The 23,056-nt window shown below is 62.4% G+C and carries 22 protein-coding genes; 15 read left to right on the forward strand and 7 right to left on the reverse strand.

What is annotated here, in order from left to right; genetic code table 11:
• Positions 1-33: 33 nt before the first annotated feature.
• From RE4_RS02645 to RE4_RS02655, 3 genes are read right to left on the reverse strand one after another with little or no spacing between them, the layout of a single operon-like run.
• Positions 34-897 (reverse strand): 5-oxoprolinase subunit C family protein, encoded by an 864-nt coding sequence (locus tag RE4_RS02645; protein WP_021345632.1) that lies wholly within the window; start codon positions 895-897, stop codon positions 34-36.
• Positions 894-1,526 (reverse strand): 5-oxoprolinase subunit B family protein, encoded by a 633-nt coding sequence (locus RE4_RS02650; RefSeq protein WP_029256337.1) that lies wholly within the window; start codon positions 1,524-1,526, stop codon positions 894-896. Before RE4_RS02650 ends, RE4_RS02645 begins: the two co-directional genes overlap by 4 nt.
• A complete protein-coding gene (locus RE4_RS02655; RefSeq protein WP_019745433.1) occupies positions 1,523-2,002 on the reverse strand; it encodes a MarR family winged helix-turn-helix transcriptional regulator in 480 nt (159 codons plus the stop codon). The genes RE4_RS02650 and RE4_RS02655 overlap by 4 nt, the downstream gene beginning before the upstream one ends.
• Before the next feature lie 75 nt (positions 2,003-2,077).
• On the opposite strand from RE4_RS02655, the gene RE4_RS02660 reads away from it, so the two are divergent.
• Entirely contained in the window at positions 2,078-2,911 is an 834-nt protein-coding gene (locus tag RE4_RS02660) for an alpha/beta fold hydrolase (protein WP_021345631.1), read from the forward strand.
• Between the two features lie 4 nt (positions 2,912-2,915).
• Here RE4_RS02660 and RE4_RS02665 read toward each other — a convergent pair whose 3' ends face one another.
• From RE4_RS02665 to RE4_RS02675, 3 genes are all read right to left on the reverse strand, one after another.
• Entirely contained in the window at positions 2,916-3,359 is a 444-nt protein-coding gene (locus RE4_RS02665; RefSeq protein WP_021345630.1) for a hypothetical protein, read from the reverse strand.
• A gap of 100 nt (positions 3,360-3,459) precedes the next feature.
• Positions 3,460-4,836 carry an NAD-dependent succinate-semialdehyde dehydrogenase gene (locus RE4_RS02670; protein WP_060937940.1) on the reverse strand — a complete coding sequence of 459 codons (1,377 nt, stop codon included), beginning with the start codon at positions 4,834-4,836 and terminating at the stop codon, positions 3,460-3,462.
• A gap of 99 nt (positions 4,837-4,935) precedes the next feature.
• The gene (locus tag RE4_RS02675; RefSeq protein ID WP_021345628.1) at positions 4,936-6,249 is read right to left on the reverse strand and encodes a YhgE/Pip domain-containing protein; all 1,314 of its coding nucleotides are present in this window, start codon (positions 6,247-6,249) and stop codon (positions 4,936-4,938) included.
• A 171-nt stretch (positions 6,250-6,420) separates the two neighbouring features.
• On the opposite strand from RE4_RS02675, the gene RE4_RS02680 reads away from it, so the two are divergent.
• From RE4_RS02680 to RE4_RS02725, 10 genes are read left to right on the forward strand one after another with little or no spacing between them, the layout of a single operon-like run.
• Positions 6,421-7,053: a DUF4178 domain-containing protein gene (locus tag RE4_RS02680; RefSeq protein ID WP_019745427.1), complete on the forward strand. Its 633-nt coding sequence runs from the start codon at positions 6,421-6,423 to the stop codon at positions 7,051-7,053.
• Positions 7,050-7,550, forward strand: coding sequence for a DUF2617 family protein (locus tag RE4_RS02685; RefSeq protein ID WP_020970882.1), 501 nt, complete (start codon positions 7,050-7,052; stop codon positions 7,548-7,550). The genes RE4_RS02680 and RE4_RS02685 overlap by 4 nt, the downstream gene beginning before the upstream one ends.
• Before the next feature lie 26 nt (positions 7,551-7,576).
• Positions 7,577-7,954, forward strand: a complete 378-nt coding sequence (locus RE4_RS02690; protein ID WP_044480673.1) for a DUF4247 domain-containing protein — start codon at positions 7,577-7,579, stop codon at positions 7,952-7,954.
• Positions 7,951-8,454: a DUF350 domain-containing protein gene (locus tag RE4_RS02695; RefSeq protein ID WP_019745424.1), complete on the forward strand. Its 504-nt coding sequence runs from the start codon at positions 7,951-7,953 to the stop codon at positions 8,452-8,454. Before RE4_RS02690 ends, RE4_RS02695 begins: the two co-directional genes overlap by 4 nt.
• The gene (locus tag RE4_RS02700; protein ID WP_020970881.1) at positions 8,454-10,028 is read left to right on the forward strand and encodes a polyamine aminopropyltransferase; all 1,575 of its coding nucleotides are present in this window, start codon (positions 8,454-8,456) and stop codon (positions 10,026-10,028) included. Before RE4_RS02695 ends, RE4_RS02700 begins: the two co-directional genes overlap by 1 nt.
• A gap of 52 nt (positions 10,029-10,080) precedes the next feature.
• Positions 10,081-10,821, forward strand: a complete 741-nt coding sequence (locus RE4_RS02705; RefSeq protein ID WP_029256333.1) for an enoyl-CoA hydratase/isomerase family protein — start codon at positions 10,081-10,083, stop codon at positions 10,819-10,821.
• 5 nt (positions 10,822-10,826) lie between these two features.
• Positions 10,827-12,380: an acetolactate synthase large subunit gene (locus RE4_RS02710; protein ID WP_170320384.1), complete on the forward strand. Its 1,554-nt coding sequence runs from the start codon at positions 10,827-10,829 to the stop codon at positions 12,378-12,380.
• A gap of 48 nt (positions 12,381-12,428) precedes the next feature.
• Positions 12,429-13,106, forward strand: coding sequence for a GAP family protein (locus tag RE4_RS02715; protein WP_019745421.1), 678 nt, complete (start codon positions 12,429-12,431; stop codon positions 13,104-13,106).
• A gap of 18 nt (positions 13,107-13,124) precedes the next feature.
• A complete protein-coding gene (locus RE4_RS02720) occupies positions 13,125-15,035 on the forward strand; it encodes an SEC-C domain-containing protein (protein WP_060937941.1) in 1,911 nt (636 codons plus the stop codon).
• A 35-nt stretch (positions 15,036-15,070) separates the two neighbouring features.
• Positions 15,071-16,993 carry an SEC-C domain-containing protein gene (locus tag RE4_RS02725; RefSeq protein ID WP_223257823.1) on the forward strand — a complete coding sequence of 641 codons (1,923 nt, stop codon included), beginning with the start codon at positions 15,071-15,073 and terminating at the stop codon, positions 16,991-16,993.
• Between the two features lie 37 nt (positions 16,994-17,030).
• Here the strand turns inward: RE4_RS02725 and RE4_RS02730 are convergent, their stop codons facing one another.
• Positions 17,031-18,461 carry a coniferyl aldehyde dehydrogenase gene (locus RE4_RS02730; RefSeq protein WP_060937942.1) on the reverse strand — a complete coding sequence of 477 codons (1,431 nt, stop codon included), beginning with the start codon at positions 18,459-18,461 and terminating at the stop codon, positions 17,031-17,033.
• A 109-nt stretch (positions 18,462-18,570) separates the two neighbouring features.
• Between RE4_RS02730 and RE4_RS02735 the strand changes: the two genes are divergently transcribed.
• From RE4_RS02735 to fabG, 4 genes are all read left to right on the forward strand, one after another.
• Complete coding sequence (locus RE4_RS02735; protein WP_029256329.1) at positions 18,571-19,368, forward strand: enoyl-CoA hydratase; 798 nt, start codon at positions 18,571-18,573, stop codon at positions 19,366-19,368.
• A gap of 44 nt (positions 19,369-19,412) precedes the next feature.
• Complete coding sequence (locus tag RE4_RS02740) at positions 19,413-20,933, forward strand: acyl-CoA synthetase (RefSeq protein ID WP_029256328.1); 1,521 nt, start codon at positions 19,413-19,415, stop codon at positions 20,931-20,933.
• A 120-nt stretch (positions 20,934-21,053) separates the two neighbouring features.
• A complete protein-coding gene (locus RE4_RS02745) occupies positions 21,054-22,220 on the forward strand; it encodes an acyl-CoA dehydrogenase family protein (protein ID WP_060937943.1) in 1,167 nt (388 codons plus the stop codon).
• 42 nt (positions 22,221-22,262) lie between these two features.
• Entirely contained in the window at positions 22,263-23,003 is a 741-nt protein-coding gene (fabG, locus tag RE4_RS02750; RefSeq protein WP_029256327.1) for a 3-oxoacyl-ACP reductase FabG, read from the forward strand.
• Positions 23,004-23,056 lie beyond the last annotated feature (53 nt).

A 23,056-nucleotide genomic window follows, 5' to 3' on the forward strand; every position in this document is an offset into this window, starting at 1 on the left:
GGCAGGGTCCGACACGCCATCGCTCGGCGCTGCTCAGGCCCCGACGAACCGGATGTGCTGACCCGGGCGGGCTTGGCCGAGTCGGTCGATATCTGCGTCCGCGACCACTCCGACCACCGGATACCCGCCGGTGATCGGGTGATCGGCGAGGAACACGACAGGTTGGCCGCTGGGTGGGACCTGGATCGATCCGAGCGTTACGCCTTCGGTGGGGAGTTCGGCGTCATTCGTTTGTTGCAGCAGTTCGTCGGTGCCGACACGATCGAGTCGCGCCCCGATTCGGTCCGAGTCGGTGGAGACCGCCCACTGCCCCCGCAGGAGCGATTCGGGGTTGGTGAATCGATCTGCGCGCGGCCCGAATACGACTCGAATCTCGAGAGTCTCGTTTGTCATCGGTGGAACTGGTGCAAGGTCGACGAGCGAGAACGCGGTCGGCGAAGGCCCGATCGGGAGAACAACCTTGGGCTCGAGAGGCGCCGGACCTATCCCGGACATGGTGTCGGTGCTGCGCGATCCCAGGATCTCGGGAACCACAATGCCGCCTCGAACGGTCAGATACGTCCGCAGGCCACTCGGTGCGTAGTCGAGGCGGACGGTCTGACCGACGTCGAGAGCGATCACGCTCGAATGCCCGACCGGAATGCCGTCGCGGTAGGCCTGTGCGGGCGCCCCGGTGAACGCGATCGTTGCCTTTTGCTGCGCTCGAATGCTCAATCCGCCCAGGAGGACCTCGACGCCTGCCGCGCCCTCGTCGTTGCCGACGAGCCGGTTGCCGAGTTTGAGCGATCGCCTGTCCGCAGCACCGGAAACCCCGACGCCTGAGCGAAGGTGTCCGGTCCGTCCGAGGTCCTGGATCAAACTCAGCGGCCCGGTGTCGAGTATCTCCAGACCGCTCATCGGTCGTCCTCGTTGACGAAGCGCACGCGGCACCCGGGCTGAACGGCGGCCGGTGGTGTGGCGTTCAGATCCCACATCACGGCGTCGGTGCTCCCGATGATCTGCCAGCCACCCGGCGATGCCCGCGGGTAGATCGCGCTGTATCCAGCGGCCAGGGCGACGGAACCGGCTGGCACTGCGGTTCGCGACTGAGTTCGACGTGGAACGTCGAGCCGAGTGTCGCCTGAAGTCAGGTAGGCGAAGCCGGGTGCGAATCCGATGAAGGCGCAACGCCACATCGCCCCGGTATGGGCCGCAACCACCTCGGAACGGCTCATTCCGAGTGACTGTGCGACGTCGTCGAGGTCGGGCCCGTCGTACCTGACGGCGATGGTGAGTGCATCCGTCTCGGAATGCTCGTCTGTGGTCGCGGCAGAATTGGTTTGCTCGAGATCGTTCAAGCACTTCCGGACGTACGTGAGATCTGCCGCCGGGGTGCACGTGACCAGGACCGTGCGAGCAGCGGGGAGGAAGTCTTCGACCCCGACCGGGGTGTTACGCGTCAGTGCTTCGGTGAACGCGAGAACGTCAGCTTCGGAATCGAGGTCTACGAGAAATGCGCGTTCTCCCGCGGGAAGTATGCGAGTCACAGGGAGGGCTCCCGATCGATTCGAGTCCGCTCCACGTCCGCTCGCATCGCCACGATGAAACTCGCGATGGTAGCTCGCTCGGCCGCGGTGTAATTCCCGACGGTGCTCGCAGCCCGTGAAATGAGGGGGCCGAAGAAGCTCTCGCCCAGAGTGACCGCCGATGGTGTGACCTGCAAGAGCACCCGTCGACGGTCCGCTGAATCTCGCTCCCGAGCTACGTGCCCCGCTTTGACCATCCGGTCGACCAGTGCAGTCACCGACGCCGAGTTGATCCCGAGCTGTGAGCCCAACCAACCAGGCGTCGCCGGTGTGTCCGAGCGCTCGGCATCGAGAAGGCAGATCAGTGCGCGGACGTCGGTCGAGTGCATTTTGTACTTGTTCGCAAAGCCGGAAACCGCCACGTTCAAGTCGACGGTCAGTGCGCGAAGCGAGTGGACGATCGCCATCGCTTCGTCTTCTGCATCGCCGACGCTCATGGATGCCTCCAGCCCTGGTGTGTTGTCTCTCGATTGTCTACTATCTCGATAGTCGAGAGAAAATGGGGGTGGGGAATGGACTTCAATCGCGCATACGACGCGGTACTGACCAAATGGCCGCAAAAACCGCTGGGTGTGGATCTCTCAGGCCGGTTCGGCCGAACGCATGTGAACGTCTGTGGACCTGAAGACTCGCGGCCGTTGATCCTTCTGCCCGGGGGAGGTGCCACTTCGACGGTGTGGTTCGACAACGTTGCGGCGCTGTCGAAATTCCGGCGTGTTTTTGCCGTCGACACCCTGGGCGATGCCGGACTCAGCATTCCCAATGGTGATCCGATGAAGTCCGTCGACGATCTGATCGAGTGGATGGACTCGATAGTCGATTGCACCGGCGCCGACACCGTCGATGTGATCGGACATTCCTACGGCGCAATGATTGCGTTGGCCTTTGCGCTGCATCGACCGGATCGTGTCGGGAAACTTGTTCTGCTCGATCCTAATTCGAGTTTCGCCGGCATGAAGGCGGGCTACCTTCTGCGTGCGCTTCCGCTGTTGATATCCCCGTCGCGAGCACGCCGACGACGACTGCTGGAGTGGGAGACAGGTGAGTCGAGTATCGACTCCGACTGGCTGTCTCTTGTGGAAGTGGGCACTTCGGATCTACCGCGACCCGATCTCGTAGTGCCTCAACGCCCTTCGAAAGAGGACTTGAGCGCACTGGATGTCGAGTTGCTGGTGGTCCTCGCACAGGACGGACGGGTGCATGATGCGGAAACGGTGTCGAGGTCGGTGCGGGAGAGGATTCCCGCAGCACGTGTCGAGGTGCTGAAAGATGCTTCACATCACAGTATTCCGATGGTTCCCGCCGATGAACTCAACCGGGTGCTCGTCGACTTCTTGGAGGGGTAGCGGATCAGGGTGCGACGACGCACCCCGGACCGATCGGGGTGGCCGGATTGACATTGACCGTTGTGACCGGCCCGCCCGCTGACGTCTGGTAGGCCATCAGAGAGTGTTCGCCGGGTGCGGTCGGAGTCCACAGCGTGACGGCGTGGCCGAGTACAACCGGCAAGGTGAAATAGGGATTGACGGTGTCCCAGATCAATTCCTGCGGGAACATGGTCGACGCCCGGTTCAGGTCGACAATCGAGACGTTCGACTCGTCCAACGCTGCTGTCCTGGCAACCACCAGATACGTGCAGCCCGCCCCGTACGGCGTTGTCGGCCCGCTACTGAGACCCGGAAGGATCGTGACGTCGACTACGTCCGCGGAAGCTGACGTCGCGGACCAGATCGCGGCGCTCGCGCTGATGGCGGCGGCGATCACGGTAGTGCGAGCGATTCGTGAAAGTGTCATACCAGCAGGTCGGTTTCATCCTGCGGAGCGTTACAGTTGAAGGCCCCGACCTCAACAGAGATCAGGGCCTTCCTTTGTATTGCGCTACTTTTGCACCGAGCTACTTCTTGGAGACGCGGAGCAGCTTCTTGTTCACGAACTCGTCCATTCCCCACGGACCGAGCTCGCGGCCGACTCCGGAGCGCTTGACTCCGCCGAAGGGCAGACCGGGCAACGTCGTTCCGTGCTCGTTGACAAACGCCATTCCCACGTCGAGATCGGCAGCGACCGACCGGGCGGAATCGAGATCGCTGCTCCAGACAGACCCGCTCAGACCGTAGACCGACGAATTGGCAAGTTTCACAGCCTCGCTGGCCGACTTGACCTTGTAGACGACGCCGGCAGGTCCGAACAGTTCTTCGCTGTAAGCCCGCATGTCCGGGGTCACGTCTGCGAGCAACGTCGGCTGAACGTAGGCGCCCGGGCCGTCGATCTTCTTCCCACCGGTGAGCAGCGTCGCTCCCTTGGACACAGCGTCGTCGATCTGCTCGATCAGAGTGTCTGCCGCGCTCTGTGAGGACAACGGGCCCAGGACAGTGGATTCGTCCAACGGGTCACCGGCAGAAACGGATTCGAAGGACGTCGCCAATTTGCGGGTGAAGTCGTCGTAGAAATCTTCGGTGACGATGAAACGCTTGGCCGCATTGCAGGCCTGACCGGCATTGGACAGACGCGCCTTGGTTGCGGACTTGACGGTGGCATCCATGTCGTCGGAATCGAGGACAATGAACACGTCCGATCCGCCGAGTTCGAGGACGACCTTCTTGAGATTGCGTCCCGCAGTTTCGGCGACACTGGTGCCGGCGCGTTCGCTGCCAGTCAGTGACACACCTTGAACTCGTGGATCGGCGATCATGTCCGCGATCTGCTCGTTGGTCGCGAAGACGTTGACGTACGCGTCGTCCGGCAATCCGGCTTGTCGCAAAATCTCTTCCATCAGCAGAGCCGACTGCGGACAGTTGGACGCGTGCTTGAGAATGATCGTGTTGCCCAGCATGAGATTCGGTGCCGCGAAGCGGGCGACCTGGTAGTACGGGAAGTTCCACGGCATGACGCCGATCAGGGCACCGATCGGTCGCCGGTACACAACCGACTCCTCGGCCCCGGGAACGTCGAGCCGTTCTTCCTCGAGCAACGCCGGACCGTGGTCTGCGTACCACTGATAGATCGCGGCCGAGAGTTGTACTTCGCCCTTGGCCTCGCGGACCGGCTTACCCATCTCCAACGAGATCATTCGGGCCAGTTCATCTGCTCGCTCTGTGTACAGTTCGGCGGTCTTGCTCAGGACTGCCGCACGTTGCTGTGGCGCACTGTTGCGCCAGGTCAAGTAGCCGCGATGCGTGTTCGCAAGTGCGGCTTCAACTCCGGCGTCATCCAAAGTATCGAATTCCCTGACGGTTTCACCTGTCGCGGGATTGACTGTTTTGTAATTAGCCATAGTTGTACAACGTGCGGAAGGGGGTCGAAGATTCCCGAAACGCACAATCACATTGAATCGGCCCAACAGGTTTCGATCAAATCCCGGCTGGGTACCATCTCACGCCACCTTGGGGCGATGGGTGCGTTCGTAGCCCTTGCGGTCGTAGAAACGGGTGGTCACGATGCCGAGTACGACGCCGATCAGTAGACCCACCAACGTCATCCAGACGGCATGCAGCAGCCCTGCCTCACCGCGTGCGCCGAAGAACAGGATCGATCGCGTACCCATGTAGATCTGGTGCATCGGCTCGAATTGCGCCAGCCAGGCATACAACCTGGGGCTGGCTTCGAGGGGGATGGTGCCACCGGAAGAGGGCAGCGCGAGAATGACGAACACGAACAGGTTGATCAACATGCCCAACGAGCCGAATGCGGCCATCACCGACATCGCCGTGATGCCGACTGCAGTGATGACCAGCGCGCCGTACTCCCACAATGCAAGCCCGTGAGTGACCGGCATTCCGAGGGCGCGACTGATCCACTGGAACAACGCGGAGACTATGCCGGACAACACGATCATGAACGCCCATTTGACGAGCAGCGTCCGAAACCTGTTGATACCCACAACGTCGTTCTGAACGAAGAGCGGACCGAATTCGGTAGGCGCATATCCGAGCATGCCGTCCACCAAGGAATTGACCACGGTCGCTCCGGTGAATCCCGCAAGGACCAACAGCAGCGCGAAATAGAATGCAACCAAACCGAATCCGGTGCCGTCGGGAAGCGGATCGTGGGCCACCGTGAGTACGTTCACCGGATTTTCGAGCAGCAGGCGGCTCGCTCCTGAGATCTGGGTTCCGGTGCCTCCCGCTTCCAACTGCTGGGTGACCAGGGTGGTGAGTTGCTCGCCCATATTCTTGTTGACCGAGGCGAGGGCTGTAGTTCCGATCGACTGGACCAGAGATGCGGATACGGAACCTGCACGTGGATTGGTGTAGATCGTGATGATCGGTTGCTCTACGTCACCGGCGACGACGCTGGCCTCCGCCAGGATGATCGTCCTCTTCGTGAAATCACTGGGAATCACGATCGCGCCGTACAGCGTGCCGGAGTTCAACCGAGATTGGGCTTCGGCGATACCGATCTGCTGCAGGTCGATCTTCTGGTGGTCGATTCCGTTTTCGAGGCCGGCGACGATGTCGTTTCCGAAATTCTTCCGGTCGGCGGGGTCGCCGCCGGGGAGGGTGTCGCCTTCGTCCTGGTTGACCAGGGCGATCGGGAACTGGTCCAGGTGTTTCTTGGGGTCGAGTATTCCGCCCATGTACAGCGCTGCCAGCGCCGACATCAAGAGGGTGACCACTATCAACGGCGTCAACCAGAATCGTGGAGTGTGCATGACGGTGCGGGCAGACGGCTCCGTGTTCTTGCTCATCGTCAGTCGACCGGCTTTCTTTCGCGCGGAGTTCCTCGGGCTGAGCGTAAACGCAAAGGTGCGCCGGGGCAGTCTTTCGATCTGCCCACGGCGCTGGAGACCTGCCCGGCCGGCGGTCGGTCAGCTTGCCGGCAGTCTCATCCGAAAAGGCTGAGAACGGATCGGTAGGGTATGGCCCGCGGCAACCCTGCCGAGACGATTTCGGAGAAACCGTTGACCAACGTGCTGATAGTTGTCCTGATACTCGTAGTGATCGCTGCCGTCGCGTTTGTGGTCCTGCGTGGACGCCAGGGCAAGCCGAATGCTCGCGTGGACCCGCTCGCCGACTATCCCGAGGTGTACGACCCCCACAAGATCGGGGTCGGCGACATCATCACGTACGCGGGTATCGACCACGTTGTTCGAGGGACCATCACGCTCGACGAAGAGGGATACATCTGGCGTGAGCACCTTCTCGACGGGTCGACCGGTCGTCGTTGGCTGACAGTGGAGGACGACGAGGGCGAACTCGAGATGACTCTCTGGATGCGTCGAGAAGGAACCAACCTGGTCCCGAACGGCGACGTCATTCTCGACGACAAGGTTCACCGCAAGATCGAAAGTGGAACGGCGAAGTTCACGGCCGAGGGTACGACGGGTACGGCCCCCTCCGGCTCGATGGAATACGCGGACTACGCGACCGCCGACAAGACCGGGCTGATCGCATTCGAGAAGTGGGCGCGCGGACAGTCGTGGGAGGTTTCCACGGGACGTGCGGTCACCCGCAGCGAACTCACCGTCATCCACTCGGGCCCACCGGAATGAGTCTGTATCGACTCGATGTGGAACCGACCGACGTGAATGCCTCGGCACTGGGGTTGGTGCTGGGAGCTCCCTCGCCGCCGACCCTCGCCGAGTTGGTGATCGAAACCTCCGATGCGACGTTGACACTCGGAGTGCTCGGGGCATCTCACGTGGTGACGGCCCGGGCGTCGGGAAAGGAACTGACCGAGCAGGTTTCGTGCGATGCTCTTGCCGCCGGCGGTGAACCCTTGCCGGCAGTGGAGTCCACGGAAAACTACCGGTTCGAGTCTTCGTCGCTGATCCTGGACCGAGTCGAATTCGATTCGGAAGCTGCATCGTTGAGAGAATCCGCCGGCCAGGACGGTTGGATCTGCGGATCCTTTCCCGGCGACGACACAGCGTTGACCGCGTTGTGTGGCGTGCGAGACCGCCAGGGGTGGAGTTGGCAGAGTTGGCATTTGTACCCGGGGGAGGGGACAGGAGTGATCGTGAAGACGCGCAGTAGGTGGCGCCCGTGAGGGGGCGGACGTGGTTTGCTCCGGTGATGGTGGCAGCCGCAATTATGTTGTCGGCGTGCGGTGGTGGAGCCAAAGACTTCATCGCGGACAACTATTCCAAGACGTCCCAGGATGGCGACGTCGTGTTGTACTCGTCGAAAGATCCAGTGGGCACGACCGTCTCACGGATTGTCGACGCGGACGAACCAGCGGCGCGAAGTGCTGACGGCGGCAACGAATACCTGCGCTACGACGATGACATCGTCACTGTCAGTTCGGCTTCGGGCGGTGGCAGCACCATCAAGGTAGAGGACATCGACGGCACGTATCGCAGCGGCGGATACGCGTACCTGGGACCGGGCTTCAACCCGGGATCCCCGGCGGGTGGAAGCAGTGGCAGCGGCGGCTCGGGTAGTGCCAAATGACGGTAGTGCTCAATGAGAAGGAGAACGGCGTGACGAACATCTTTGCATCCACTTCCGTCGAGATCGGAACGGTGGATCCGGCATTGCTCGTCGGGGGCGTTCTCGGCACCCTCGCCTACTTCGTCGTCGGCGTAGCGGTTCTGGCGACGGGATTCCTGGTCCTCGACCTCATGACACCCGGAAATCTCCGCCACCAGGTTTACGTCGACAAGAACCCGAACGCTGCGATTCTGTTGGCTTCCAACCATCTTGCGCTGGCGATCATCGTGGTGACGGCAATCCTGACCAGTTCGGACGGCTTTGCCCAGGGACTCGCCGACTCCGCGGTGTACGGACTGTTCGCGATCGTGTTGCAAGCGATCGCGCTGCGTTTGATGAACGCATTCCTTCCCGGCAAGTTGGTTGCACTGGTGCAGGATCCGAAGATGTGCGGCGCCGCGTGGGCGGTGGGTGTGAGCTTGTTGTCCATCGGTTTGGTGAACGCCGCAGCGCTCACCTGATGGTTGCCGCTGATCGCGATGTGAAAGTTGCCGAGCGTTCGACGATGCTCGGCTCACGCGCACGCGTGCTTCTCCTTGCGGCTGTTGCCGCGTGCGCGGCGTGCGGCCTGATCTACGAGCTGGCCCTGTTGACGCTCAGCGTGAGTCTGACCGGCGGCGGCATCACCCAGACGTCGTTGATCGTCGCGGGATTTGTTGCGGCGCTGGGTATCGGAGCGCTGGCCGCCAAACCGCTGTTGGGGCATGCGGCCATCTCGTTTGTGACCGTCGAAATCCTGCTCGGGCTGATCGGCGGATTCAGTGCCGTCACGCTGTACGTGACCTTCACGTTCTTCGGTTCCAGCGCAGCAGTTCTGGTGGCTGCGACCGCGCTGATCGGTATCCTCGTGGGTGCCGAAGTGCCTCTGCTGATGACGCTGTTGCAGTCCGGTCGCAGCGACAACGACGCACAGAGCACCGGAAAGGTATTGGCCAACCTCAATGCAGCCGACTATCTCGGCGCGCTGATCGGCGGCCTCCTGTGGCCGTTCGTATTGTTGCCGTGGGCGGGCATGATTCGCGGTGCCGCACTCACCGGCATGATCAATCTCGTGGCTGCGGCAGTTGTCGCGCTGATACTTCTTCGGTGGCAGCTCAGCCTGCGTGCACGATTGATCGCCGTCGTCGCAATGCTGTTGGCGGCGAGCTTGATCGGGTGGCTGCTGATCGCGGCCTCGGACATCGAGACCACGTCGAGGCAGCGGCTCTACACCGATCCCGTGGTGGCCGCCGAGCGATCGGTGTACCAGGAAATCGTCGTCACCGAGCGGGGAAACGACGTGCGACTGTTCCTCGACGGAGACCTGCAGTTCTCCAGTGTCGACGAGCATCGGTATACCGAGTCGCTGGTGTATCCGGCCCTGGTCAACGACCCGCGGCGCGTGCTGATTCTGGGCGGCGGTGACGGCCTCGCTGCACGGGAAGTGCTGCGAATGAACAGCGTCGAGCAGATCGTTCAGGTGGAACTCGACCCGGCAGTCATCGAGTTGGCCAACACGCGTCTTCGTGATCTGAACGCGGGAGCACTCGAGGATCCACGGGTGGACGTCGTACTCGACGACGCGTTTCGGTGGTTGCGCGAGCGTCCGGATCCAGGCTTCGATGCGGTCATCGTCGACCTCCCGGATCCGGACACCCCCGCACTTGGCCGCTTGTATTCGATGGAGTTCTACGGACTTGCCGCTGCCGCGATGAATCCGGGCGGGCTGATGGTCGTCCAGTCCGGCAGTCCGTACTCGACACCCGATGCGTACTGGAGAACGGTGTCGACGGTATCGGCTGTCGGACTGAGCGTCTCGCCCTATCACGTTTTCGTGCCGAGCTTCGGTGACTGGGGATACGTGCTCGCGCAAAGAGGTTCCACGCCGCCCGAGCTTCGTTTGCCCGCTGATGTGCCGAACCTGCGGTTCCTCGACGAGCCCACCCTGGCGTCGGCCTCGGTGTTTCCTCGCGATCGCCCGAGGCGGGAGTTGGAGCCGTCAACACTCGACCGGCCGCGCATCGTCGACGATATGCGCAAGGGCTATGAACGCTGAACTCCCGACCGAGTAGCTTGAATCGAGACTCTCGGCCACGACGGAGGTACGGATGACTGTTCGGATCGAGGAGCACGCACCGGGAGTCCGGTTGCTCACGATGGATCGCCAGGAGAGGCGCAACGCGCTCGACCCCAAGACTTACCGCGAACTGACGAACGCGATCCGGGAGTCTGACGACGATGACGCAGTGCGGGTTTCGGTGCTGACGGGCGCCGGTGGTGTCTTCACCAGCGGCAACGACATCGGAAGTTTCCAGGACACTGCCGGGAGAGACGGCGGCGAGGCCAAAGACCTGCTGATCGCACTCGTCACCGCACGCAAACCGATTGTCGCAGCGGTCGAGGGGTTTGCAGTCGGAATCGGCACCACGATGTTGTTGCACTGCGACTTGGCATTCGCGGGGCGAGGTACACGATTCCGATTGCCGTTCGTTCCGCTCGGGCTCTCGCCCGAGGGCGGATCGAGTTACCTGTTGCCGCAGATCGCGGGGCTCAAGCGGGCAACGGAACTACTGATGCTCGGAGAAATGTTCGGGGCGGAGGAAGCTGCCGAAGCCGGCCTGATCAATCGCGTTGTGGAGACCGAGACCGCGCTCGACGTGGCATTGGAGCGCGCGGTGCGCATTGCAGACTCCCCGGCTGAATCGGTGACGCTGACGAAGATGCTCCTCCGCCGCCCACATCTCGATGCCCTGCTGGAAACCATCGACGTGGAGTCGGATCATTTCGCGAGACGGCGGCGATCCGACGAAGCGCAAGAAGCCTTCGCAGCTTTCATGAAGAAGAGGTGACCGAAATGAATGGTGCACAATCGCTTATCCAGAGCTTGGTCGACTCGGGTGTCGAGGTGTGCTTCGGCAATCCCGGAACGTCCGAGATGCATTTTGTTGCCGCACTCGATTCCGTTCCCCAGATGCGTGCGGTACTCGGCTTGTTCGAGGGCGCCGTCACCGGTGCCGCGGACGGGTACGCGCGTATCGCCGGAAAGCCTGCCGCGACGCTGCTTCATCTCGGCCCCGGAATGGCGAACGGACTGGCGAACCTTCACAACGCGCGCCGCGCCCACACCCCCATCGTGAACATCGTCGGGGACCACGCGACCTACCACCACGGTTTCGACGCTCCACTCGAATCGAATATCGACGCGCTGACCGAGTGGCTGGAGGGATGGAGTCGACGCTCCGACTCCACCGCGACCGTCGGTAGCGATGCGGCCGACGCCGTTGCCGCCTCCATGGATCCGCCCGGGCGCATTGCCACACTTGTCCTCCCCGCCGACGTCTCGTGGAGCGAAGGTGGAGTTCTTGCGGGTCCTCGAGACATACCGGGGCGGGCGGAAGTAACTGCAGCACAGATCGACTCGGTGGTAGGCGCGCTCAATGCCGAGGGGCGCGCCACGCTACTGCTGGGCGGCGTAGCGTGTTCCGAAGCCGGACTGCGCGCCGCTTCCCGAATTGCAGTCGCGACCGGTGCACAGATTCTGGTCGAGACCTTTCCGGCCAGGCTTCAACGCGGTGCGGGACTACCGTCATTCGAGCGCTTGGGATACTTCGCCGAGCACGCCACCGAACAACTTCGCGGAACAACTCAGCTCGTCCTGGCCGGCGCGGTTTCGCCGGTCTCGTTCTTTGCGTATCCCGGAAAACCGAGCGATCTGGTCCCGGACGGCGCCGCGGTGACAACGCTGGCGAATGTCAGCGACGATGTTGTCGGCGCGTTGGAAGCAGTGGCGGAACTCGTGGCACCCGGAGTGGAACCCGTTCTGCAGGAGGCAAATCGGCCGTCGCTGCCGAGCGGGCCTCTCGACGTGCGAAATTGGGCCGACGTGATCGGGGCCCTGCTGCCAGACGACTCCATCATCTCCGACGAGGCGGCCACTTCCGGTTGGGCGATCCCGATTGCCCTTGCCGGAGCGCCGCGCCACGACGTGCTCACGCTCACCGGAGGTGCCATCGGCCAGGGCATCCCGGTGGCGACGGGCGCCGCTGTGGCAGCGCCGGAGCGGCCGGTGATCAATCTCGAAGCCGACGGAAGCGCGATGTACACCATCACGGCGTTGTGGACGCAGGCGCGAGAACAGTTGAACGTCACGACGATTCTGCTCAACAATCGCGCATACGCCATCCTGCGTGGCGAACTGCAACGAGTCGGCGCAGAAGGTGGCGGCGTCGTCGCACAGTCGATGTTGGATCTGTCGTCTCCGAACATGGACTACGTCAAGATCTCCGAGGGGTTGGGAGTGCCCGCGTCGCGGGCGAACACAGCGGAGGAGTTGGCCGAACAGTTTGCCGCAGCGCTGGCGGAACCCGGCCCGCATCTCATCGAGGTCATGCTGCCTCCGCCGTCGTGATTTCGACCTCGAATCGATCGTCGATTTTGCATTCAACTGGAGGTTTTGGTGCTAGCTGCGATCGGTCTGTCTCTTCCGATTGCCCTCGGCCTGCTTTTCGTCTCGATGCCCATGGCGGTGATCGTGCTCGTCATGATCACCGCTGGAGCACATCGAGGGGCGGCATCTTTTCTACTCGGGTGGGTCCTCGGAATCTCGGCAGTCGTTGCGGTGACGATCGTGATCGCGGACTATTCGTTTGCGGAGTCGGAGTCGTCGCAGACTTCGGTGTGGTCGAGCGTCGTACGAATCGTGTTGGGGCTCGTTCTGTTCGGATTGGCGTACAAGCAGTGGCGAGCGCGTCCGAGGGACGGAAGTGATCCGACAGTTCCGAAGTGGATGAAGAGCATCGACGGCTTGACTCCGCGGAAGGCGTTCGGGTTGGCGTTCTTGTCCGCGGCGGTCAATCCCAAAAATGCAGCGCTGGCGGTATCCGGTGCGGCCACTATCGCGGTCGCCACGAATGTTGTTGCCCAACAGATTGTTGCCGCGGTGATCTTCACGGTCATCGCGAGCGTCGGCATCGCGTCGCCGATCCTGGTCAAGGTGTTCTCCGGCAAGCGAGCCGACGAGATCCTCGCATCAGCGAAGTCATGGATGACCGCGAACAACGCAGTGATGATGACGGTCATCCTGGCAATCCTCGGTGCGACCGTGCTGGGCGAGGGGCTCAGTGGACTGCAATAAGTCGCCTACCATTGGCGGGTGACTGATTTCGACGACGAAACCGCTGGTTCCGACGCTGCTGGTTCCATTGCCTCCGCTGCTTTGGCTGTTCTGCGCGAGCAAGGCCCGCTGAGTCTCGAAGAGTGGGCGACCCATCTCGAGGAGTACGGAGCTGCGACCGAGTTGGCCGACGTGCTCGAGTATCTGTCCGAACCGATGCTCGGGTACCTGCCCAACGGAAAGTACGTCGCCCTCGACACGGTCCTCGAAGGGCTCGTGTTCACTCACCGGCTAAGCGAGCTCGAGATTGCGTCCGACATCCTCGACGCGAGCCCCGATCTGGAACCGATCTTGGCATTCGGCGACGGCGAGGACGGGGCGATCCGGGTGGCCCTGGCGGAAGAAGCGGCCGTGGAACGTGGAGCTGCTCCCTTCCGGAGTCGACGAGTTGTGGTTCTTCCAGCCGGAACCCTCGGCGAGTGCGCCGACGGTGATCTCATCGGCCTGGCAGTCGAAGACGGAAGACTTGCGTTTCGTCTGGTCGAGATCGAGGACGAACCCGATCTTGCTCCGGCGCTCGGCGAACTCTTCGAGGAGGACGGAGTCGAGGCCCTGGATTCGGTGTGCTGGCAACTCCTGCTCGAGGATCCGTCTCTCTTCACGGTTCCTGTTGCGCCGCTGGGTGAGATCTTCGAGGCGGCAGGTTACGAGCACGAGCGTGAACTACTGGCTCGGCGGGGATTCGACTTCGATGCCTACGACCTGCAGATTCGGACAGCTTTGATCGCCAGTACCTACGACCTGACCCACGACGAGGCCGTCGCTGCTGTTGCATTTGTCGATCTGGCGGACCGCGGATACACCGATGCCGTCATCGCCGACTTCGACATCGTGGACTGGGCTCGCCGTCACGTCAGCGCCGCCCCGGATTTCTTTGTCTCACTGGCAGATCCGGGTGCTGCAGTGGCCGTGTTCGATCTCGGATTTCGGAATCAGGACCCGGTGACCGACGCAATCCTCGAAGCGCTTGCGTCCGAACTGGCCGAGCGAGGGCCACGGTCGGTCAGGGCGGCGGCTCATTGGCTCGCCGGTAAGGCCGTCGATCGGCTGGGGCGCGTCCTCGAAGCGGAGGCGCACTACGAGAAAGCGCTCCTTGCCGAATCCGGTTGGGGTCCGGCCTTGTTCGAGCTGGCTCAGTTCGCGTCGGACCGCGGCGACGCGACCCGGGCGCTGTCACTGCTCGGGCGGATCGACGGCGGAAGTGAAGAGAATCTCTACGCCGTACTGCAGGACTTCGTCCCAGTCGATCACCCGGAACTCGGGCGAAACGACAAGTGTTGGTGCGGTTCCGGCCGCAAGTACAAGGTCTGCCACCTCGGAAAGGCCGATGAATCGGTCAAGGCAGATGGTCGCTGGTTGTACAAGAAGGCGTGCCTGTTTGCGTTTGCCTCCGAATTCGTCGACGTCGTGACCGGGCTCGACGATCTCGAAAACGCGAATCTCTCCGAGGACGAACTGATCGCCGCCACGATCTTCGACGGCTCGGCACTGGACGTGGCTCTGTTCGAGGGTGGGATCTTTGCCGACTTCCTGGCCAGACGCAGCGAACTACTTCCCGAGGCGGAAGTAGTGACAGCCGCACAGTGGCTCGGGGTCCGGAGGTCGGTGTACGAGGTGATCGAAACTTCCGACACCGGCGTCGTGCTGCTCGATCGTGTGTCCGAGGAAACCGTCACCGTTGTTCACCCGGTCGAAGGAAAGCCCGGCGACCTGATCAGTGCCAGGCTCCTGACGGCCCCCACTGGCGCGCTTGCGGTGGGCGTAGTCGTCATGTCCTCGGAATCGCAGGCTGCGAGGGTACTCGAGGTTCTCGCCTCCGAGGAACTCGACGCCGAAGAACTGGTCCGCGAGTCGCGTGGAGGCGCCGATCACTCGACCGATGACCGGTGACGATGTATCGAGTCGACCCCGTTAAAGTTGGATAGGTGAACGAACCGATGGATGCCAATGACTTGATCGCCGAAGCCGCGATGGAGTTGTTGCGTGAGCACGGCCCGCAGACAGCGGCGGACTGGGGCACCCTGTTGGCCGATGCCGGCCACGGTACAGCCGACGACATGGCCGAATTCGTCGAGTACGTCGAGGACCCACTGCTCGGCTACTTGAGTGAGGAGCGGTACGCCGCACTCGACACGTTGTTCGAGCATCGAGTGCTGACCCATCGGCTCACCGAAGCCGAAATAAAGTCCGGCGTTCTCGACGCGAACCCTGATCTGATGATGCTGCGGGTGTTCCTCGATCGTGACGACGACGAGATTCATGGCATCAGCGTCGTGCACCGCGGGATCGACGACGACCTGTTGGCTGATCGTGGGATCGAAGATCCGGAGTTCCCGCACGACGAGGGTTTTCTCCTCGACACCGATACTCTCGCCGAATGTTCTGCGGGCGATTTGATCGGACTGTTCGTCGCTGACCGTGAGCTGACGCTCTGCACCATCCCCGAGGTACTGGATCCCGCACCCGGATTCGGCGAGAGCCTGGGGACGGTCCTCGCAGACATCGGTGCTGACACCCTCGATGCCATTGTCTGGCAATTGATGCTCGACGAGCCGTCGCTGTTCCGTCAGCCCACCGCACCGCTGGGCGAAATGCTCGAGGCGGCAGGTTACGTCCGCGACGGTGATTACGTTGCGGTCGACGGATTCGATTTCGAGGCATACCACCTGGCGAACCGAGCCCGCATGCTCGAGGTTCGGGAGAACCTGCACCCGGAAGAAGCCGCCTCGGTGATTGCCTTCGTCGATGTGGTCATGGCCGCGAAAGCCGAAGCCGTCGAGGATGTCTCGGACTGGGCGCGCAAGCAGATCAAGGAGGATCCGCAGACCTTCGCCGGCATCGCCGAGCCGCCCGCGGCTGCGGCAGCGTTGGAGCTGTTGTCCGAACTCGACGATCATGATTCCGTATTGCATTCTGTTGCAACTGCTCTCGCCGAGAAAGGGTCGCGTCGTGTCAAGCCGGCAGCGCATTGGCTGGCAGGCAAGGCTTCGGATCGTCTCGGCAAGATCCTTGTCGCTGAGGCGTCGTACGAAACGGCGCACGATCTCGATCCCGACTGGACTCCCGCGATCTTCGATCTGGCACTACTGGCGGCCGATCGCAGCGACGTGACCCGCGCGCTGGCACTTCTCGGCCGGATCGAGGGTGGCGAGTCCGAGGTTCTGCACGAGGTTCTTCAGCGCTATGCCCCGGCCGAGCACCCCGAACTCGGCCGAAATGACAAGTGCTGGTGCGGTTCCGGTCGCAAGTTCAAGGTCTGCCATCTGGGCAAGTCCGAGGTGACGTTCGACGATCGGGCCAACTGGCTCTACGTCAAGGCTCAGTTGTTCTCGCGCACACCGGAGTACTTCGACGCCGTGTTCGATCTTGCGCTCATCCGTGCCGAGCAGTTCAACAGCGAAGAAGCACTGACGTTGGCCGTCGAAGGCGGATTGGCCGTCGACGCTGCCTTGTTCGATGCGGGTATTTTCGCGGCATTTGTCGAGCGGCGCGGAGAACTGTTGCCTGCCGACGAACGCGAACTGGCCGATCAGTGGTTGTCGATTCCGCGCTCGGTGTACAAGGTCGCCTCGACGGAGCCGGGACAGTTGGTGACCCTCAGCGACGTCCGCAACGGGCATCTGGTGAAGGTCACGGACGAGTGGGGCTCAGTCAATCTCGAGCCGGGCACGCTCGTCTGTGCACGCGTTCTCCCCGCCGGCTCCACGATGCGCACCTTCGGTGGCATCGAACCGCTTGCAGCAGAGGACAAGAAGGAACTGATCCAACTGATCGAGTCGGTGGATACCGAACCGGGTCAGCTGGTGGAGTTCCTCAGCCGCGGCCTTGCCGGTGCGCCTTTCCGGTAGCGTGCACTACCAAAAAGGCGCACGGGGCCGGAGGGCCTCAGGGCGTGACCTGAGCCAACATCATCTGCTCGAAACCCTCACCGTACGGCGGGAGCATTCCCCATTCACCGCGCGGGTCATGCTGCGCTGCTTCGAATACCGTTCGGGCGTGACTGAACTCGAGGAAACCCTCGCGGCCGTGGTAGTGCCCGATACCCGAAGCTCCGACGCCGCCGAAGGGTGCGTCGCTCAGGCCCGGGTGTGACATCGCGTCGTTGATGGTGACGCCGCCCGAGACGGTGCGTTCGAGCACGGATTCCTTCTCGTCCAGGTCGGTTCCGAAGTAATACAGCGCCAACGGTTTCGGCCGTGAATTGATGTCGGCGACGACGCTGTCGAGTTGGTCGTACGGCAGGATCACGACGGCCGGTCCGAAGATCTCCTCCTTCATGATCTGCGCGTCGGTCGGAGGGTCGACCACGATTCGCAGTGGGCGGCGGCGAGTGTCTGCGGAGAGTTCTTCGTCGGGAACGGTGATGATTCGTGCCCCACGCTCTTCCGCGTCCGCGATGTACCCCTCGATGCGTGCGAGGTGACGATCGCTGACTATCGAGACCATGTCTTTGTTGTCGGCGATCGTGGGGAACAGTCCGGTGAACTGATCGGTGAACGCGTCGATGAACGCTTCTGTGTTCTCGTGCGGGACGTAGATCAGGTCGGGAGAGACGCAGAGTTGGCCGGCATTGGTCGACTTCGCGATGGCCAAACGTGATGCAGCAGAGCTGATATCGGCACTGCGGCTCAAGACGCTCGGTGACTTGCCGCCGAGCTCGAGGGTGACCGGCACCAGGTTCTTCGCAGCATTGGCCATGACCAGCTTTCCGACGGTTGTGCTGCCGGTGAAGACGAGGTGGTCGAAAGGCAGCGACGTCAGCAGATCAGCGACCTCCGGTCCACCTGTCACCACCGCGACCTCCACGGGGTCGAGCGTTCGACGCGCCGCCTCGGCCAGGACCGCCGCAGTGTTCGGCACGATCTCCGACGGTTTGAGAACGGCGCGATTTCCCGCTCCGAGGGCGCAGGCGAGCGGGCTCAGGAGAGTGAAAAGGGGAGCATTCCAGGTTCCGATGATGCCGATCGAACCCTTCGGCTGGTACGACACGTACGCCGTGGCACCCAGCTGATCCTGCATCGCCCCGGTGGCTCTCGGTGAGCGAATCATCCACTCTTCGAGTGAATCACGAACGTGCTTGAGTGAAACCATGGATCCCAGAACATCATTCATCACCGAGTAGGCCGGGATTCGGCCGCCGAAGTCTTCGTTGATCGCTTCGGTCAGATCCTTGTGGTTTGCCACCAGAAGATCGACGACGCGTTGGATGCGCTCGCGTCGTGTCTGCGCGGACGGAAGACCAGCGGCGCGAGTTGCTTCCTGCTGGGCCCGCAGAATCTCTTCGAGATCGGTGGTGACGGCGGCATCGGTGCTCATGGGCACTCCTCGTAGTGGCGAAGTATTGACCGGACCGTATCGACGCGGCGCGAACAGATGCCCCTTTCGTCTCGTTGACCGGGACGGATTCGATTGGTAGAGAGAACACATGTCGCAGACACAGGTAGAAGACACTGCAGTGAAGATTTCCGTCGAGGAGTCGGTGGGACTCGGATTCCTGACGCTCGATCGGCCGGCGCGGCGCAATCCGCTCTCGGCGGAGACCATGCGCGAGGTGACGGCTGCCCTTCTCGAATTGTCTGCAGACGAGCGCGTGCGGGTCGTGATCGTGCGCGCCGAAGGCCCGGTGTTCTCCGCCGGCCACGATCTGACGGAGATGATCGGGAGAACCCTCGAAGACGAGCGGGCGATCTTCGACGGCTGTACCGAGATGATGGAGACCGTACAGCGGATTCCGCAGCCGGTGATTGCCGCAGTACAGGGCCCGGCTATCGCGGCGGGCTGCCAACTGGCCGCGTCGTGTGATCTGGTTGTTGCTGCGTCGAACGCTGTCTTCGGTACTCCCGGCGTCAAGATCGGACTGTTCTGCTCGACGCCCATGGTGGCCCTGAGCAGGGCAGTAGGGCGCAAGCGCTCGATGCAGATGTTGCTCACCGGGCAGACGATCGACGCCGACACCGCTGCGGACTGGGGTCTGGTGAACTTCGTCGTCGCGCCCGAAGACCTGGACCGAGAGGTGCGCGAACTGGCCGGCAAGATCACGACGGCCAGCCCCCTGACGGTGAAGATCGGTAAACAAGCGTTTTATCACCAGATCGATCTGCCGCAAGCCCAGGCGTACGAGGCGATGGCGGAAACGATGGCAACCAATGCCGTGACCTGCGACGCTCAAGAAGGTATGCAAGCTTTTGTGGACAAGCGAAAGCCTGAATGGCGCAATAAGTAACGATCGCTCTTCCGGTTTAGTTGGACGTCCTATAACCTGAGCGAATGAGCCTGGATCCACGCACCAACACCGTCGACGGAGTGCTTCGGCGCTCGGCAGCCAAGTACCCCGACCGCGTAGCCGTCGTCTTCGAAGATCGCACTCGCACCTACCGCGAACTCGACGACGCGGTGACGCGGGTCGCGGCCCACTTGCTCGGTCTGGGCCTCGAACACGGCGACCGCGTCGCGGCATACGGAACCAACTCCGACGCCTATGCAATCGGATTCCTTGCCTGTGCGCGAGCAGGTTTGGTGCATGTTCCGGTCAATTACGCACTCAAGGGGGAGGAACTCCGGTACCTCGTGGCGCAGTCAGGCGCCCGCGCGGTGTTGGTGGATCCGGCATTGGCGTCGACGCTCGACTCGGTTCGCTCCGACCTCGATCTCGACCACGTGATCGCACTGCGGGACGCGGAACTGTCGGTGGTCACGATCGGCGAGGCCGGCGAGGTGCCTGTTTTCGAACCGCGTGCGACGTCGACGGATCTGGCGCAACTGCTGTACACCTCGGGCACCACCTCGAAGCCCAAGGGCGCCATGATGTCTCACGGCGCGCTGGTTCACGAGTACGTGTCCTCGGTGATCGCGCTCGGGCTCGACAAGAACGACAACCCGCTGATCTGCATGCCGATGTACCACTCCGCGGGCATGCACGTCTTCATGCTGCCGTACCTGTCCGTCGGTGCGACGGTCAGTCTGATGCAGGCGCCGGACATCCCGGAGATTCTGCGCCGCGTCGAAGCAGAAAAGATCGGATCGCTGTTCCTGGCCCCGACCGTGTGGGTACCGTTGGCCAACCATCCGGACCTCGAGACCCGCGATCTGTCTTCGCTCAAGAAGGCGCAGTACGGCGCCTCGATCATGCCGGTCACGGTGCTCAATCGTCTGCGTGAGCGTTACCCGGACATCGGCTTCTACAACTGCTTCGGCCAGTCCGAAATCGGTCCGCTGGCAACAGTTCTCCAGCCCGGCGAGCATGCTGATCGTCCGTCTTCTTGCGGGCGAGCGGTGTTCTTCGTCGAAACCCGTGTCGTCGACGCCGACGGAAACGACGTTGCCGACGGTGAGTCCGGTGAGGTTCTCTACCGCTCACCGCAGCTGTGCAACGGCTACTGGGAAAATCCGGAAGCCACCGCCGACGCCTTCCGCGACGGCTGGTTCCATTCGGGCGATCTTGTCGTGCGGGACGAAGAAGGGTTCATCACGGTCGTCGACCGAATCAAGGACGTCATCAACACCGGCGGCATCTTGGTGGCGTCGCGCGAGGTCGAAGATGCGGTCTACACACACCCGGCTGTGGCAGAAGTTGCCGTGATCGGTACGCCCGACGAGAAGTGGATCGAGGCCGTCACCGCGATCGTCGTGCTCAAGGACGGCAACGACGAGTTGACGCCTGAGGCGTTGATTGCCCACGTCAAGGAGCGAATTGCCCCGTTCAAGGTCCCCAAGCACGTGCGTTTCGTGGCCGAACTCCCGCGAAATCAGAGCGGAAAGCTGCTCAAGCGGGAACTGCGCACCGTCTGACACCTGCTATAGGTTCTGCCTTACCTTCGGTTCGTTTTCAGGTCTTTGACTCCGATTGCCTCACGGTATTGACTTCGGAGGACGGCATGGACTTCGGAAACAGCAAGGTGAGTGGTGGGAATGCAGGTCGATGCAGATGACTTCGCAGATATCTTGGCGACTGCGCGGGAGTTCATCCGTAAGGAAGTAGTTCCGCATGAGCAGGAGATTGCCGACACCGACGCCATTCCTGAGGACATACGCAAGAAGGCCGCAGCCATCGGGCTGTTCGGCTACGCGATTCCTCAGGAATGGGGTGGGCTCGGACTCGATCTCACCCAAGACGTCGAACTGGCAATGGAATTCGGCTACACGTCCCTGGCGCTGCGTTCGATGTTCGGTACCAACAACGGAATTGCCGGGCAGGTGCTGGTCGGCTTCGGTACCGACGAGCAGAAGGCTCAGTGGCTAGAGCGCATCGCCTCCGGCGACGTCGTGGCTTCCTTTGCTCTCACCGAACCCGGCGCGGGCTCAAACCCGGCCGGCCTTCGGACCAAGGCCGTTCTGGACGGATCCGAATGGGTGATCGACGGCAACAAGCGGTTCATCACCAATGCTCCACTGGCACAGCTGTTCGTGGTGTTCGCGCGCACTCGCCCGGCGGATTCCGATGGTCCGGGAATTGCAGTCTTCCTGGTTCCGGCTGACACGCCAGGAGTCACAGTTGGTCCCAAGGACAAGAAGATGGGTCAGGAAGGTGCCTGGACCTCCGAGGTCACCTTCGACAACGTCCGGGTTCCCGAGTCGGCCCTCGTCGGTGGCGACCAGGACACCGGATACCGCGCAGCGATGACGTCTCTCGCGCGCGGACGAGTCCATATCGCGGCGCTCTCGGTGGGAGCAGCACAGCGAGCGCTCGACGAATCTGTCGCGTTCTCCGTGGTCACGGAACAGGGCGGCACCGCTATCGGTGACTTCCAGCTGGTTCAAGCGATGCTGGCTGACCAGCAGGCCGGTGTCATGGCCGGGCGTGCGATGGTGCGTGAGGTGGCTGCGCGGTACGTCAGCGGTGAGGATCGACGTCTCGGCCCCTCGGCGGCAAAGCTTTTCTGCACCGAGATGGTGGGCAAGGTCGCGGATCTCGCCGTGCAGATCCACGGTGGCAACGGGTACATGCGCGGTGTGCCGGTCGAACGCATCTACCGTGAAGTTCGCCTGTTGCGCCTGTACGAGGGAACCAGCGAGATCCAGCGACTGATTCTCGGCGGTGGGCTCGTGGCGCAAGCGAAAAAGCAAAACCAGCGCTGACACCTTTACCTGACGAGCTTTAACCTCACGAACGGAGTGGACATGGGATTGTTGGACGGCAAGGTTGCGGTAGTGACCGGCGGAGCGCAGGGCATCGGGCTCGAAATTGCGCGCACCTTCATCAAGGAAGGTGCGACCGTCGTTCTCGGCGACATCAACGAAACCGTCGGAACGGCTGCGGTCGCCGAACTCGGTGGAGAGTCGGTCGCCCGTTTCGCTTCCTGCGACGTGCGTGATTCCGGACAGGTCGAGGCCATGCTCGATCTGGCCGAAAGTGCTTTCGGTCCAGTCGATGTCATGGTCAACAACGCCGGCATGACGCGCGACGCCACGATGCGGAAGATGACCGAGCAGGACTTCGACGACGTGATCGCCGTTCACCTCAAGGGCGCCTGGAACGGAACACGCGCTGCCGCAGCCCGCATGCGCGAGCGTGAGACGGGCGCAATCGTGAACATCTCGTCGATCTCCGGCAAGGTGGGCATGCTCGGGCAGACCAACTACTCGGCCGCCAAGGCCGGCATCGTCGGTCTGACGAAGGCCGCGGCAAAGGAGGTCGCGTTCAAGAACGTTCGCGTCAACGCCGTTCAGCCCGGACTTGTCCGCACGGCGATGACCGAGGCAATGCCCGAACGGATCTGGAACGAGAAGCTTGCCGAGATCCCGATGGGGCGTGCGGCCGAGCCCTCGGAGGTTGCTTCGGTTGTACTGTTCCTCGCGAGCGAACTCTCGAGCTACATGACGGGCACGGTTCTCGAGATCACCGGCGGCCGCCACATCTGACCCGTCCTGTTCGAGTGCAAGAATTCAGAGTGTAAAACTTCTGGGTGTAAAAC

It is taken from the genome of Rhodococcus erythropolis NBRC 15567 (assembly GCF_001552595.1).
Taxonomy (GTDB): Bacteria; Actinomycetota; Actinomycetes; order Mycobacteriales; family Mycobacteriaceae; genus Rhodococcus_F; species Rhodococcus_F erythropolis.